We start from the raw sequence: 14,295 nt of genomic DNA, 5'->3' as shown, positions 1-14,295 counted from the left end.
AGTCAGGTTGAGCATAAAAGTCAGGAATAATCTCTGGCAAGTGGGCGGAATGGAGTTGACCGATCCATCGGATGCGGGCATCTTCCTCGTGCGCTTCGGCGATAAAGCAGCCCTCATTGATGCCGGAAGCGGTCGAGGTCACTCGAAATTACGAAAGAACATTGCGGAATGCCTCGAATCGAATGCTCAAATAGAATACCTTCTCCTGACTCATTGCCACTTCGATCATGCCGGCGGAGCTAAGGCCATAAGAGACGAATATGGCTGCAAAATCGTAGCTCATGAATTGGATGCGATATATCTGCAAACAGGAGATAACCATGTGACCGGCGCTGCCTGGTATGGAGCCTGCCTGGAACCACTTACCGTTGACATCAGATTGCAGGATCAAGAATCAACCCTTTCCATCGGCAACGGTACAGTGACGGCGATTCATTGCCCCGGTCACTCTCCGGGTTCGGTTGCGTATACGACTGAAATTGACGGTCAGCTTATTCTTTTCGGGCAGGATATCCACGGTCCGCTCCATTCGGAGTTACTCTCCAATGAAGAGCAGTACGTGAATTCATTGACAAGGCTCTTGCGCTTGCAGGCCGATGTTCTTCTCGAAAGCCATTTCGGAGTCATCGAGCCGAAAGAAGAGGTGCGAGCATTCATCGAATATTGGAGATCTCCTCTGGGAGTTTCCAATTATGCCATCTTGTACGCACCTGATGATTGGGAAACAAGGCAAAAAGAGGCATTTCCCGATCTCGAAAAGAAAGATAAGTGAACTTTCATACAGGTTCCCCTCATGAACCGGAATACTGCCCGCCCTGGATCATTTATTCTACGCGGCCGAGTGATTCATAGAGAGATCTGATATCCTGTTTGATCGATTTGAGTTCGCTCTCTTTTTCTCGTATCTGATTCACAATGCTCTCTTTGTAGGCCCTCAATTCCGTCTTAGAGATTTTGCCGGAAGTACCATCAACCTGCAATCCACCGGGCAGAACACTGACCACCGTATGTACTTCGATTGATTCCCTGTCCGGCCCCATGCTGACTACCTGATCACCTGGCTGGATCGTGTTCATAAGACTTCTCCTCTCGAAAATTGTTTTCCAACCGGTTTCTCTTCAAAATTGTCCTTTAGCGGTCAAAATTGTCAATTACATGTACAGTTTAACTGCAGCAAACATGGAAGTCAATTTGTCGCTGGTGGTTTAACATCCCGAAGGAATTGAGAAAATTCGTCAGAGCAATGTCCCTTATTTTTCACTGGCTGTCCTGCTTTCTCGCCTTTTGACGAGAGCATCCGCGAAACGGCCGAATTCGGCTGGAGACAAGGTTTCTCCTCTCCGGTTCAGGTCTATCGCAGCATCACTTGCAGCATCGACCACTTCGTCCATGGAGATCCCGAAAAGAGCCGGATTCCGTAACGTGTTCCTCAATGTCTTGCGCCGTCCGGTAAAGGAGGCCTTTGTCAGGATGTTCAAAAGCTGCGGGTCCCGAACCGGCACGGGGGCATGCTCGGGAAATTCCACTTTGACAAAGGATGAAACTACATCCGGAGCCGGGTAGAATGCTTTGCCGGGAATATCGAAGAGTATCTCGATGCTGGCGCTTGTCCCGAGGAGCACCGTCAGAACGCCGTAATCCTTGGTTCCAGGGTCGGATACGAGCCGTTCCGCAACTTCCTTTTGCAGGAGAATGTGAAGGGAAGCAAAGAGGTTTCTGTGCTCGTGAAATCGAAAGAGGAGTCGACTCGAAATATTATACGGAAGGTTCGCCACTACTCTGAGCACCCCGATTCTCTGGGCCAGAGATCTAAAATCGTATTTGAGCGCATCCGCATGGATGAGTTCCACATCCGGATTACCTTCAAATTTCTCCTGGAGCACTTTATAGAAACCGGAATCCACTTCCAGAGCCCACACCTTTGCTCCGCGGGCAAGGAGCGCTTCGGTCAATACTCCCAGTCCTGCTCCTATTTCAACAATCGATTCACCTGGATTGACTCGTGCAGCCTGAACGATCTTCGACAGGTAGAGCTTGTCCACGAGGAGATTCTGGCCCATCCATTTCTTTGGCGTGAGCCCTTTTTCCCTGAAAGTCTTTTTGACGTTCACAGGCGTTGACATGGCCTTCAGAAAAGCACTCCATTACTGATGTATTATTGAAATTAATCCGTGATGCAACCAAAAGGAACGGGATGGCTTCCGCTCCACAATGCAGCACAAACCGCGGTCAGAGAATTGAAAGCAGCGAACAATCCTTGGAAAAGCAGTTTCTACCAGTCAAAGCTTATTGTTAATCGTCATCTGCACCGTTCTCTATGGCTTCGACAAGGAATTCGATCAGGGACTTGACCTTGACCGGCATTTCGTACCGTTCCTGCAGGTCACCGAGCTGGCTGAGACAACTTTGACAACTGGTAACCACAACGTCTGCGCCCGTCTTGAGTATCTGATCGCGTTTCATCTGGGCGTGCTCGAGTCTTTTGGTTCCCATCTGGGGGTTCTGTTTAACACTCCCGCCACCGCCGCAGCAAATCGAATACTTCCTGTTGGGCCAGACTTCTACGAAATTATCGGCCACCGAGGCAATCAACTCTCTAGGCTCTTCATAAATACCGAGCTTTCGGCCTACGTTGCACGGGTCGTGATACGTGACGGTTTCCCGGACAGAGCCGGCTTTTACAGGCAGCCTTCCCTCTTTCAAATAGCGGTGGGCAAGTTCGACAATAGAAATTACCTCGATTTCAGGTTTTCTGCCCAACCAGCTCTCTGCATCTTTGCGAAGAATCTTGAATCCGTGACCGCATTCTGTGGACAACAGTGTCTTTACTTTGAGTCGCTCAGCTTCTTCCACCAGATTGCGGACGAGCTGCGTGGCAAACTTTCGATCTCCCACATAGTAGCCCCAGTTGGTTATATCGAAGACCCGGGACGAAAGCGTCCAGTTCGTGTTCGTGAATCTAAAGAATTTCAAGTACGTTTGGAATTGAGCCGGGTTGGACGTGTACTCGCGAGGATTCGGGACATAGAGCATCTCTGCGCCTTCAACGTCAAAAGGCACTTCAATTTCGCCTTCTTCCACGTCTTCCATTTCGTCAGCCATTTCTTCGGCCATCCACTCAGCCATTTCAACGAATTCTTCTGCATCCACGCCGGTGTTGTTGCCGAATTCCAGGGCTTTTTCAATTCCTTCGAGCAGTCGAGCCGGAGCTTTGCCGCGGGTAAGCGCGTTATATCGAAGCTGGCCGACTATCTCTTCCATGTCCAGGTTTTCGCGGCAATCGGTTGTACACCTTCCGCACATGGTGCACGCCCAGATGAATTCCGAGTCTGCCATTTCTTCGACTTTACCCGTCACAACCTTGCGAACCAGCTTTCTGGGGTTCATGTCGGGGTAGCCGTCCGTAAGAAAGCATCGTGAAACGCATTCGCCACAGGTTAAACAGGATTGAATGTTCGCGCTGTCTTGAGTCGACGACTGTGCGGAATCACCGCAGGCTATTTGTTCTTCACACGTAGTCATACTGTTTCCCCTGAGAAAACCTTGATAAAGGAATACCGTTCCGCTTTCAAGAGAGTAACCTTCTGGAGATCACTTGTACAAAATTCGCCCCAATTACTTTCTTGCCTGCAGAATAGGATAAACGTCCCTCACTGTAACATTTGGGCCTGTAAGTGTCAAAGCCCGCTTGCTTGACGAAACGCATTGCCGGACGCGAGAAAAGCCGGTCATGAGCACCGGCTCGGATGGTACAGATCGATCGAAACTAGGGCACCGGTACCGGGCAGCCGAAAACACCCCGGAAAGCCACCTGTAAAGGAGGAATATCGGGAAATTGTGCGGAAAACGGTATAGGTGAAGGGCACGGCAAGTAGAGTTTTTCCGAACACATGGGAATTTCATTGAGATTATAAGGGTCCATAGGCTCCGCAGCAACCGCGTTCATTGGCAGATACGGGTTCAGAGGTTCACACAAAGCCGTCGAAGCAGTGGCGAGAATCAAAATCACGAGAAGGATTACCGATTTTTTCATGGCAGTCTCTTTCCGCAGTTGGAAATTTTTCTGAATTATATCCAATTTTATTTAATAAAGTCAATTAATTTTCAATTAATTCTCATCTATCAATTTACATACATCACGTTTACAGGATCTGTAATCTGAACTAATTAGTTTTTGGAAACCGGTCGTTGACTCGATTGATGCGGTTTGCTGTGCTCACCGGCACCCTACGTAACCTTCACGGCCAGTGCATGTCATGAGCCATATCATATCAGTTGCCAAAATTAGGGACCGATTGAAGATTAGGAAGATTGGTAGGTGCCGTGCCTCGTGTCGGCACATCTTAAATATGATCAATGATATCGATAGAATGGACCGGCAGGAACGCCGGTCCCTACCAATATCCTGTAATTCACACGAGGGATAAACGACAGAATTTTTGGCACTGACTATAACCCCCATAGGGCACACGATTTCTTAGTCGAATAACCCGATGGATACAGGCCGACAACAGTTTTCTCGCACTGCATCCCATATTCATGGTATTATGAATGTTTTGAGCGTTTCTAGAGGTAGAAGTTTGAAGAGAGTATTTCGAGGGTTGTTCCGGGTTCTTAAATGGCTTCTGATCTCTGTAGTAGCCTTGGAGGTTCTCAGTTTTCTTGCCATTGTCGGAAGCAACTACATTCTGTACGGCCATGCGAGAGAGGGCAGCAGAGCTGTGTACGATGCTTATACTCTATTCTTGCAGCCTCACGGTCTTCGCCCTACAGCGTACAATTCGATGTCCGAAGATCCGGAGAAGAATCGTCGAGTTTGGGCTTTCGGCGGTTCCACCATGAGAGGAGCCACGCCTCTGAGTGACAGGACCATTCCCAGTTGTGTTTCAATGCTGCTCAATTCCAACAGGAACGGATTGCATTTCTCGGTATACAACTGTGGTGTGAACTCGTTCAACTCTCTGCTGGAGACCAAGTATCTGCAGAAGATGCTGATCAACCTCGAACCGCCGGACGTGATCATCTTTTTTGACGGCGCCAATGATGTGAAGTATTTTCTCGAACACAGAGACCCGCAGGCACATCACGGTTACCGGCGTGTCCGTGCGCTCATTGAGAGCTACTACCAGAGCTGGTTCGGATTGCTCAAGCCGTTGAATGCGGCGGTATATGCTTCATTTACCAAAGAGCTTTACGACAAGATTATGCAGGTCGCTGTGCCAGTGAATGTGGATTCACCCGAATTCGCGAGTATGATGGATGCAGTGGAAAAACGGTATGACTATATAAATAAGCTCGCATCAGCGTACGGGTCCCGGTTCATCCTGTTCTGGCAGCCTACGCTCTGGGTTGAGGACTGTACTGTTGCACCATTCGTAAAAGCTGGAGAGAAGAATCTCATCCTTGACGATGAACGATGGGCCACTGTGCGCAACAATTTCACGCTGCCATACAACAAGCTTGCGGAGAGGCTCGCAAACAAAGAGTATTTTGTTAATTTCAGACGAATCCTGTGCGATCGCCAGGTTCCTTGCTATCAGCCTGACGGCGTTCACCTTACCGATGACGGCCGGCTTGCAGTAGCAGACTTCATGACAACGGTCCTCAAAGAGAAGCTTCAGCTCGATCTTCCGGATTCCATTGCCGACAGATGAAACTCGTTGTCACCATAGACGTTGAAGAAGAAGGGCTGTTCAGTAATTCCTATGCTGCACGAGACGTCCCGGTGGAGAACGTGCAGGCGCTTCCCTGTTTGAACCGGGTGTTTCAAAGATGGAACATCCACCCTACTCTCCTGGTGACCCATGCTGTTGCAAGCAACAAAAACCTTCAAGGACTCCTCGTCAATCTGTGCGACACGTGGCACGGTGAAATAGGCGCTCATCTGCATCACTGGAATACACCACCTTTTGAGGAGCTTCCATATCCGCAACCTGTTCCGTCTGAACTCATGCCGGAGCATCTCTTGACTGCAAAGCTGCAGACGCTCTTGGAATCGATCCGGGAAATGGGAATTGTTGCTACCTCCTTCAGGATGGGCAGATTCAATCTCGGGCCGAAGATGTTTTCCGTCCTTCGAAAAGCAGGCATGCTTGTGGACAGCAGCATTGCTCCCATGCGAAGGTATTATGGAGGTCCGGATCATTTATCGGTTCCGATCGATCCCTATTTCCCCGACCCTTCAGATCCTCGTCGCCCGGGAAATTCCGAAATCCTGGAAGCACCTTTGACCATTTTGCCGGTAACAAGTACTCTTGGCTCTGTCCTGGATAGTATAAAGACGAACGCTCGGATAGAACGCCGTATCTCGTGGATGGCAGCGAATCTGCTGTCATTGCCGGCTCAGCCGTTATGGACGGGCTTGAACAGGTTGAAGCTTGCGGTGCGACTCCATAAGATGCGAGGAGGTCGAGTCCTGACAGTGTTCTTTCATTCTTCGGAACTCATTCCCGGGGGATGTCCCCAACACCGGACCACTGAAGACGTGGATCGTTTCCTGGATAAGCTTGACCGTTTTTTTGCATGGCTGCATCAGACCTATTCTCTCGAATCCATAACCTTGTCCGAGCTTGGTAGGCTGTTCGCCTCTCCTCGTGCTCGGGACATTGTCGAGCATTGAAACATGCACTCGCATCAATCCCCCATTAAGCTTGCGGTGTTGCTGCAGGATCTGGAATTCGGCGGCACACAGCGCTATGCTGTCCATCTCCTGAAGCATCTCGATCTGAATGTCTTCGAACCCGAACTCTGGGTGCTGCGCGGCGGCAAAGATATGCTCCCGGCAGCTCAGGAAACGGGTATACCCATTCACCACATGTCTGAAGACTCATGGGTGACTCCCCGTGCTCTTGCGAACCTGGCAGCAAGGCTTCTGCAAAAACGCCCGCACATCCTGTACACGTTAACTGTCGTGCCGAACATATGGGGACGGGTCTTCGGACGCATTCTTCGCGTTCCTGTAATCGTATCCGGTTACCGCAGTCTTTTACCCAGGCAGCATGAACAATTGTTGTGGCGGTTTTCAGATACCATTATCTGTAATGCGGAGATGCTAAAGAAGGTAATGGTACAACGTTTTTCCGTGGACCCTTCGCGGATTGCGGTGATCCCCAATGCCGTGGATACCGATTATTTCGAGCCGGACGGGGATGGACCCACTAAAGTGGGATCTGTCCTCTTCATAGGAAGACTCGTTGCCGAAAAGGACCCGCTCAACCTTCTCGAGGGATTCCGATTGGCTGCTGAAGAAGTTCCTGACGCAACATTCGTAATCATGGGGAACGGGTCTCTCAAAGCAGATGTTGCGCAACGGATCGAGGCATACTCGCTTCAGAATCGGGTTCGGCTCGTGCCCGCCCAATCGGATATCAGGCCTGCTTTGCGGAATGCCTCAGTCTTCACGTTGCCTTCCGCGAGTGAAGCTTCACCGAATGTCGTCATAGAAGCCATGGCAATGGGACTTCCCATTGTGGGCACTCGGGTTGGCGGTATCCCTGAACTCATAGAGGAAGGCCGCACCGGACTATTGGTGAACCCCGGCGATCCTCGAGGTCTTGCCGATGCGCTGGTGAGTCTGCTTGCGAATCCTGACAAAGCGAGATCGATGGGACAGGCAGGTCGTGAGAGAGCTGTGGCCCGTCACTCCCTCAATGCTATGGTGAGCAGGACACAAGAGGTGTTCCTGGAAGCATTGCAGCGGAGAAGCAAGTGACACCATTTTGCATTTCAAGATGTTAACTGCACTGACCTGGCTTCGCAGGTCAGTGGCACCCTTGTATCCGGGCCGAATGACAATTTCGGGTGCCACGGACCTGCCCTGTAGGTGAGAACTATCTTAAGCAGTTGCGAAAATTAGTGACCGATTGAGGAGTAGGAATATTGGTAGGTGCCGTGCCTCCGTGCCGGCACATCTTCAATATGATCAATGATATCGATAGAATGGACCGGCAGGGACGCCGGTCCCTACCAATATCCTGTAATTCACACGAGGGATAAACGACAGAATTTTTGGCACTGACTATAACTGCAAAACCTTATTGACCTCGTACAGAAGAAAAGCCGGTATTCACTTTTCTAATTGCAGAACCGTCTGAGAGGAAGCCTCGATCAATCGAGTCTTGGCAACAGCGAGATACTCTTCATCTATTTCGAACCCGTACATTCCGACGCCCATGCGCATGCAAGCAATTGCTGTATTGCCGATGCCGAGAAACGGATCCAATACTAACTGAATCCTGTTCGCTCCATGCACCTTGATACACATCTCGACAAGTTCCGGAGGGAAACTCGCAGGATGCGGCCGGTCATGAACGCGATGCTGAATGGTCGGGTACGGTATATACCAGTTGTTACCCCGACATCGAACCCCTTGGCCTGCAGATTTCCAGCGTTCCACATTGGATGTGTCTTTGTACGGAACCCCTATGCTGAGTCGGTCCAAAGCGACATTGCCGTCAAGAGTGAAATGAAATATGTATTCGTGCGCATCGTTTATGAACCGCTTGCTGTTGATGGGTTTGAAATGACCCACATTGATGGATGTCGATTTTCCGTAGCTTTCGTTCTCAATGTAAATGGATTTGATCCAGTGAATGACATTCTGCAAGACAAGAGATTCCTTCAATGTTGTGGCAACCTCGAATGGAACCCACGGATCGGACGGTTTGGACCCGATGTTCAAGAACAGCGAACCCTCTGGCGACAACACTCGCTTGACCAGTTTCCCCCAATCTCCCATCCATTTTAGATATGCTTCACGCGGGATTTTGTCGTTATACGATCCGTACTGGACCCCAATATTGTAGGGTGGAGAAGTAACTATAAGATCGACGCTCCCGGGCTCGAGAATCTGTTCCATTCCCGAAAGGCAATCACCGAGGAACAATCTTATCGCATGGCGTCGATTGCTGTTTCGAGCAAAATACTCTTGAGGAATTGAACTATTGTCGCACATCGAATCCAGCTTCATTCGTTTTCCACTCACTTCACGGGATTGAACGAATCTTCCCACGATATATCAATGCATCGAGTCTCGCAAACATGCCACATGAGGAGACGGCGAATCAAGGAATATATGGTCTTTTTCCAGGCGCTTCGTTGCAAGCAACGGCGGGGCACAGTATACTGATTCCCCGAAGGACATGCCATGATACGACAACGAGTCTTACCGGTATTCATCTTCGCTGCTGCACTCATGATTTCATCCTGCATGGTGAATTCGCCTTCGGATGTTCCCGGGGATAAAACACTTCTTGTACAGGGATGCAAAAGTCTCGATAAAATACCTTTCAAAGAAGCCTGGTACGGCACGTATTTCAAAGAAGATAGAATCGGATACAGCCATTTCAAGATCGAGCCGGATGGTAAGAATTTCATCATTCATAGCGATTCGGTCACGCGGCTTACTGCACTGAAAAAGACAAACGAAATCGTCCTGAATGAAAAAGTGCGGGTCATGCCCGATCTTGCGCTTCTGTCCATCGATTCCAAGGTGCGCATAAATGGTAAGGACATGCACATGATCGGCAAGCTTGAAGGTAAAGAATTCCGCGTGGATATCGAGGTGGATGGAGAAAAACACAGCCGTGCATATAAGGTTGAAGGAAAAATCCATCACTCTAGCGCAATTTCCCTCATGCCTATCATAAGAGGTCTCAGGGACGGCGAAAAGTACTCGTTCGGCATTTTCAATGCCGAGGGGCAGGAGCTTGAGACTGTCCAGCAGGAGATAAATACGGTTCCTGGAGATCCTGGACCGAATGGTGCCGTTTGGAAGATAAAGAATCACTGTGGACGAGGTCTTGTCCTGTCCTGGTTGAACAACAAGGGATTGACGGTGTTGGAAAAAGGAGTAGACGGATCGCTCATCACGGTGCTCGAAGATGAGTCCTCCGCTCGGAAATTCCTGGAAAAAAAAACTTCAGGGAAGGACCTGATCCTGGACGTGAGCCGGATAAAGGTCGCTAAGACTATTCCCCACGCAGGAAAACTGCGTTACCTGAAAGCGGGTATATCCGGTATTGATAGCAATCTTCTCGCTCGGGATCATCGGCAGGATATAATTGTGCCTGACAGCGATACCGGTAGGAGCGGATTCGAGATTACCGTCCATGTGGAACCGGATCGCACCAGGGACAAGCGCCATGCTGCAGACTCCTTTTCACCGGACGATCTCAATCCCACCATGGTCATTCAGTCAGATCATCCGGAAATTGTCTCTCAAGCCAGGGAAATAGTCGAACGATCCGATACTCAGTACGAAAAGATTCGTAAACTGGTGAAATGGACTGCAGAAAATATTGAAAGTAAGATGCAGGATTCCTTCACGGCAATTGCTGTGCTGAGAAGCCGGGAAGGCGAATGCCAGGCTCATGCAAATCTATACGCAGCACTGGCCCGGTCTCTGCACATACCGACTCGCATCGCAACAGGTATCGTCTACTCTGAAGACGTCGGATTTCTCTATCATGCCTGGGCTGAATCATTCGTTGACGGCTGGCTCGCGGTGGACCCCACACTCAACCAAGTTCCGGCAGATCCCACGCACATTAAGATTGCCTCTCGAAATCATAGTGAAAGTGCGCAAGCTATACTGAAAATGGTGGGCAACTTAAAATTGGATGTGCTCGATTATCGATAAACCGGTTGCTAACGTGAATTGGTTTCTATAAAAGATGACAGAATATTTTCTATCGGTACCCGATCATATAGTTGCGGGGAAGGTTCCGAAGATGAACTCTCGGAACCTAGCGTGACCGTTTAACAAGAAGGAGGCCAGTACATAAAATGGAGAAATGCAAGATAACATATTGCGGTATGTGAAACTACCAGCCGCGAGCCGCCGGTCTGGCGAAGGATCTGGAAGAAAAACTCGGTATTACCTCGGAGTTGATCAGATCCAGCGGGGGAATCTTCGATGTGGAGTACAAGGGGAAAACGATTTTCTCGAAACACGAAAGACATCGATTTCCAGAGGACAATGAAATAGTGGAACTCATCAAGAAAACGATATGATACTTCAAGATACAAATTGGGGGAGAGGTTTCGTTTGAGAAGTTCCTCCCTGCACATTATTGAAATGCAAACCGCCATTTGATACGATTTCACAGTTATGCACATATGATAGCGAAGGCTGGAGTATCCTGGAGCGGAGTGATTAGACGGCTTTGCGTCCTCCGGAGCGAAGGATACCTCCAGCCTCCCAGACTATGAAAAAAGCGAATCGGTATGAGATGAAGCCTAAATGAGCCGAGAGACTATTCAACCATCAGAAAGTCTGGCAAATAGATTCACTCCGGCACCGCTCTATGTGCTGAGAGGAGCGCTATTTTTGAAAAGGAATCGGCAGCTGTGGAAGTACGCGGCAGCTCCTCTGGTCATTAGCCTCATCATTATGGGCATTGCATACGTGCTTCTCTATTTTGGACTCGGCAGAATGCTCGGGGTTCTTCCCTCCGAAGAATGGTACTGGCGTGCGCTCTATTACGTGGTAGTTTTTGTTCTTACCATTGTATTGACAGTGCTCTTTTTCTTCTTTTTCGCACGTGTAGCCTCGGCTCTTTCGGCACCCTTCAACGATCTTCTTTCTCAGAAGACAGAGGAGCTCGTCACCGGCAATTATACCGATACTCCATTTTCCGTAATCGGCCTCATCAAAGATTCAAGTCGAGCTATCGCCCACTCCTTTAAACTACTGGCGCTTTATCTCATTCTGCTCGTCGCTTGCCTGTTCTTTCTCCTCATTCCCGGAGTTGGCGGATTTCTCTTTTCCGCGTGTGGATGGCTGCTTTCCGCGTACATGCTGGCCTACGAATATCTCGGATATCCGATGGACAGATACCGTTTCTCCTGGAGTGCGAAGAAGAAGTTTTTCAGGTCGCGCCTTGGCACTATCATCGGATTCGGCCTGGGAAATCTGATAACAGCTTCTATTCCGTTTATTAACCTGTTCTTCATTCCTGCTGCTGCCGTCGGAGGAACGCTCCTGTTCCTGGAACTCAAAGGTCCTCAACAGCCCCGCTCCGGGATCGAGTAAAAGCAAATCGGGGAGGAACTTCTTGTAAGAAGTTCCTCCCCGAACCCCGCCTCAAGAACTTTTTACACTGCCGGAACTCGAATTTCCCTGAGGGAAATTCCGGTTCCGGCAATGAAAAAAATCTTGTGGAAGGGTTTGGAGGGATGATCTTTTACAGAGAAGATCCCTCCAATATTACTCTACTGAATGCAGAACAGCTTGGAAGTCTTATGCGGACTCTTCCTGTGTCTTGAAAAAAGACTATTACCTGATAACATTCTGAGCTAACGTTCTTTGTGAACGTGTTTTTTCCCATCTCCAGCGTACGGAGGCATTCGAGAGTGATTGGAGGCACACGGTTTCACATATGATAGTCCAGTGCTCTGCATGTCAGAAAAAAATGAGAGTCGACCAAAGCCGTATTCCGCCGGGAGAAAAGGTGAAACTACGGTGCCCTCACTGCGGCACGGTACAGCCCTACCACGAGAACAGCGGAATCACAGCGGAAGACAAGACAATCCTACGCTCGGACCCGGAGCCGATTTACGCTCAGCCGGCGGATGACCTCACAATTCCTTCAGATGCGTTTCACGAGTTCCGTTTTCCTTCCGAACGGAGGAATGGGAAATTGTCAGGTAGCCAGACTTCGAACAAATCGTCCAATAGCTGGAGAAGGCTTGCGTTTTGGATAGCTGCCTCATTGGGCGTCATTATCCTTTTTGCTCTCATTGTGAACATCATCCTGCCTGGCCCGGCATCCCAGCGACCGGGCAGCGGGTTGCCTCAATGGGAAGAAAATGCTCCTCAAGACATAAACCCAGCCCGTCCGAGATAGAAAAACAACCGGCTGCTAATACTGGAAGCAGATGCCACTATGATTATAAAACGCGCCGTACAGGAACAGAGAGAAAGATCTTTCCTTGCCGGATATGCATCGCTGTCCGAAAATAATCGGGGTCGCGTGCATCCTGAGGAAGAATGCCCATATCGCACCGCATTCCAGCGGGATCGCGACAGAATTATTCACTCAAAAGCCTTCAGACGCCTGGAATATAAAACACAGGTTTTTGCGTACTACGAAGGCGATCACTATCGCACCCGCTTGACACACACTCTGGAAGTTGCCCAGATCGCACGGAGCATCGCGCAATATCTGGGGGCAAATGAAGATTTGACCCATGCAATCGCTCTGGCGCACGATTTGGGGCACACTCCGTTCGGCCATGCAGGAGAGCATTCCCTTCACGAACTAATGAAGGATAGCGGCGGATTCGAGCATAACAGCCAATCGCTGAGAGTGGTCGATTATCTCGAGGCACGATACCCGGAATTTCCGGGGCTCAATCTCACGTACGAAACCAGAGCGGGTATCATACGGCATTCCACGGTATACGACCGCGCTCCTCAGGAGTTGATTGCAGAATTCATGGCTGAACCGAGTCCTTCACTTGAGGCTCAGATCGTCAATCTAGCGGACGAGATCGCCTACAATTGTCACGATATCGAAGACGGGCTTCGATCGGGTTTTTTTGACGAATCCGACCTGGCCGAACTGGACATATGGAACAGGGTGACACTCATTCTCAAAGAGCGGTATCCCTGCCTGGATAAAAATACCTTTCGTTATCAATGCACGCGATTTTTGATCGACATGTTGATCCGGGATCTGGTGAAGGAAACGGAAGAACGTCTCAGTTCCAATAATTACCGAACCTCCGGGGAGATTACGGCTGCTGACAGCCCTACGGCAGTTTTTTCAACTGAAATGCAGCTCTGGAAAGAACAGCTCAACAAATTCCTGCACAGCAGGTTCTACACGCATCACAAAATAATGAGGATGCAATATAAGGCCAATAGATTATTGAGAGATTTGTTCCAGGAATATGTGAGGCGCCCTTCTCAACTCCCGCCTCCCGTTCAGGAGAGGATCGCATCCGAACCAGTCCGGCCGGAACGGATTGTCTGCGATTATATAGCCGGAATGACGGATCGTTTCGCCCTCGACGAGCACAGGAAGCTCTTCCTGCCGTACGAATATTAGAGTGTGGTTACTCGCTCGTGTGGCTGAGACGTGCCGGCCGGAGCGCCAAGGGGGCGATCCAAATGGTAGCCATGGGTGAAACCCATGGAAACAATTATCACAAGATCAAGCCGTGAGGACCCTGGCGGGGTCCAAGCCCTCATGATGTGGCATCGCTGCCCACGGGTTGCACCCGTGGCTACTCATGGTTCGTCCCTTCAGGACCTTGCGCCTTGAGCCGGAGCGGCGCTAAACGCAAAGC

At 49.8% G+C, this 14,295-nt stretch carries 14 protein-coding genes; 9 read left to right on the top strand and 5 right to left on the bottom strand.

Annotated elements, in window-relative coordinates; translation table 11 throughout:
* Positions 1-7: 7 nt before the first annotated feature.
* On the top strand, positions 8-772 hold the full coding sequence (locus DESTI_RS07985) for an MBL fold metallo-hydrolase (protein WP_014809455.1): 765 nt from the start codon (positions 8-10) through the stop codon (positions 770-772).
* 52 nt (positions 773-824) lie between these two features.
* Here the strand turns inward: DESTI_RS07985 and DESTI_RS07980 are convergent, their stop codons facing one another.
* The 4 genes from DESTI_RS07980 to DESTI_RS07965 form a co-directional block, all read right to left on the bottom strand.
* Positions 825-1,076 (bottom strand): hypothetical protein, encoded by a 252-nt coding sequence (locus DESTI_RS07980; protein ID WP_014809454.1) that lies wholly within the window; start codon positions 1,074-1,076, stop codon positions 825-827.
* A 174-nt stretch (positions 1,077-1,250) separates the two neighbouring features.
* Positions 1,251-2,123, bottom strand: a complete 873-nt coding sequence (rsmA, locus tag DESTI_RS07975) for a 16S rRNA (adenine(1518)-N(6)/adenine(1519)-N(6))-dimethyltransferase RsmA (protein ID WP_014809453.1) — start codon at positions 2,121-2,123, stop codon at positions 1,251-1,253.
* 169 nt (positions 2,124-2,292) lie between these two features.
* Positions 2,293-3,522 (bottom strand): (Fe-S)-binding protein, encoded by a 1,230-nt coding sequence (locus DESTI_RS07970; RefSeq protein WP_014809452.1) that lies wholly within the window; start codon positions 3,520-3,522, stop codon positions 2,293-2,295.
* 244 nt (positions 3,523-3,766) lie between these two features.
* Positions 3,767-4,033 (bottom strand): hypothetical protein, encoded by a 267-nt coding sequence (locus DESTI_RS07965; protein WP_014809451.1) that lies wholly within the window; start codon positions 4,031-4,033, stop codon positions 3,767-3,769.
* Positions 4,034-4,580: 547 nt separating this feature from the next.
* Between DESTI_RS07965 and DESTI_RS07960 the strand changes: the two genes are divergently transcribed.
* The 3 genes from DESTI_RS07960 to DESTI_RS28590 are packed head-to-tail and all read left to right on the top strand — an operon-like array spanning position 4,581 to position 7,711.
* Entirely contained in the window at positions 4,581-5,654 is a 1,074-nt protein-coding gene (locus DESTI_RS07960; RefSeq protein WP_014809450.1) for an SGNH/GDSL hydrolase family protein, read from the top strand.
* Positions 5,651-6,619 carry a polysaccharide deacetylase family protein gene (locus DESTI_RS07955; RefSeq protein WP_014809449.1) on the top strand — a complete coding sequence of 323 codons (969 nt, stop codon included), beginning with the start codon at positions 5,651-5,653 and terminating at the stop codon, positions 6,617-6,619. The genes DESTI_RS07960 and DESTI_RS07955 overlap by 4 nt, the downstream gene beginning before the upstream one ends.
* Before the next feature lie 3 nt (positions 6,620-6,622).
* Positions 6,623-7,711: a glycosyltransferase family 4 protein gene (locus DESTI_RS28590; protein ID WP_014809448.1), complete on the top strand. Its 1,089-nt coding sequence runs from the start codon at positions 6,623-6,625 to the stop codon at positions 7,709-7,711.
* Positions 7,712-8,065: 354 nt separating this feature from the next.
* Here the strand turns inward: DESTI_RS28590 and DESTI_RS07945 are convergent, their stop codons facing one another.
* Complete coding sequence (locus tag DESTI_RS07945) at positions 8,066-8,968, bottom strand: DNA-methyltransferase (RefSeq protein WP_014809447.1); 903 nt, start codon at positions 8,966-8,968, stop codon at positions 8,066-8,068.
* 177 nt (positions 8,969-9,145) lie between these two features.
* Here DESTI_RS07945 and DESTI_RS07940 point away from each other — a divergent pair, with 177 nt between their 5' ends.
* From DESTI_RS07940 to DESTI_RS07920, 5 genes are all read left to right on the top strand, one after another.
* On the top strand, positions 9,146-10,639 hold the full coding sequence (locus DESTI_RS07940) for a transglutaminase-like domain-containing protein (protein WP_014809446.1): 1,494 nt from the start codon (positions 9,146-9,148) through the stop codon (positions 10,637-10,639).
* Between the two features lie 146 nt (positions 10,640-10,785).
* Entirely contained in the window at positions 10,786-11,013 is a 228-nt protein-coding gene (locus DESTI_RS29780; RefSeq protein WP_014809445.1) for a SelT/SelW/SelH family (seleno)protein, read from the top strand.
* A gap of 229 nt (positions 11,014-11,242) precedes the next feature.
* Positions 11,243-12,034, top strand: a complete 792-nt coding sequence (locus tag DESTI_RS07930) for an EI24 domain-containing protein (RefSeq protein WP_014809444.1) — start codon at positions 11,243-11,245, stop codon at positions 12,032-12,034.
* 346 nt (positions 12,035-12,380) lie between these two features.
* On the top strand, positions 12,381-12,848 hold the full coding sequence (locus DESTI_RS07925) for a zinc-ribbon domain-containing protein (RefSeq protein WP_041286046.1): 468 nt from the start codon (positions 12,381-12,383) through the stop codon (positions 12,846-12,848).
* 39 nt (positions 12,849-12,887) lie between these two features.
* Positions 12,888-14,054: a deoxyguanosinetriphosphate triphosphohydrolase gene (locus DESTI_RS07920; protein ID WP_014809442.1), complete on the top strand. Its 1,167-nt coding sequence runs from the start codon at positions 12,888-12,890 to the stop codon at positions 14,052-14,054.
* Positions 14,055-14,295 lie beyond the last annotated feature (241 nt).

The organism is Desulfomonile tiedjei DSM 6799, from assembly GCF_000266945.1.
In the GTDB taxonomy this organism is placed as follows: domain Bacteria; phylum Desulfobacterota; class Desulfomonilia; order Desulfomonilales; family Desulfomonilaceae; genus Desulfomonile; species Desulfomonile tiedjei.
Note: the sequence above shows the minus strand (reverse complement) of the source record. Positions and strands in the feature narration are given on the sequence as shown.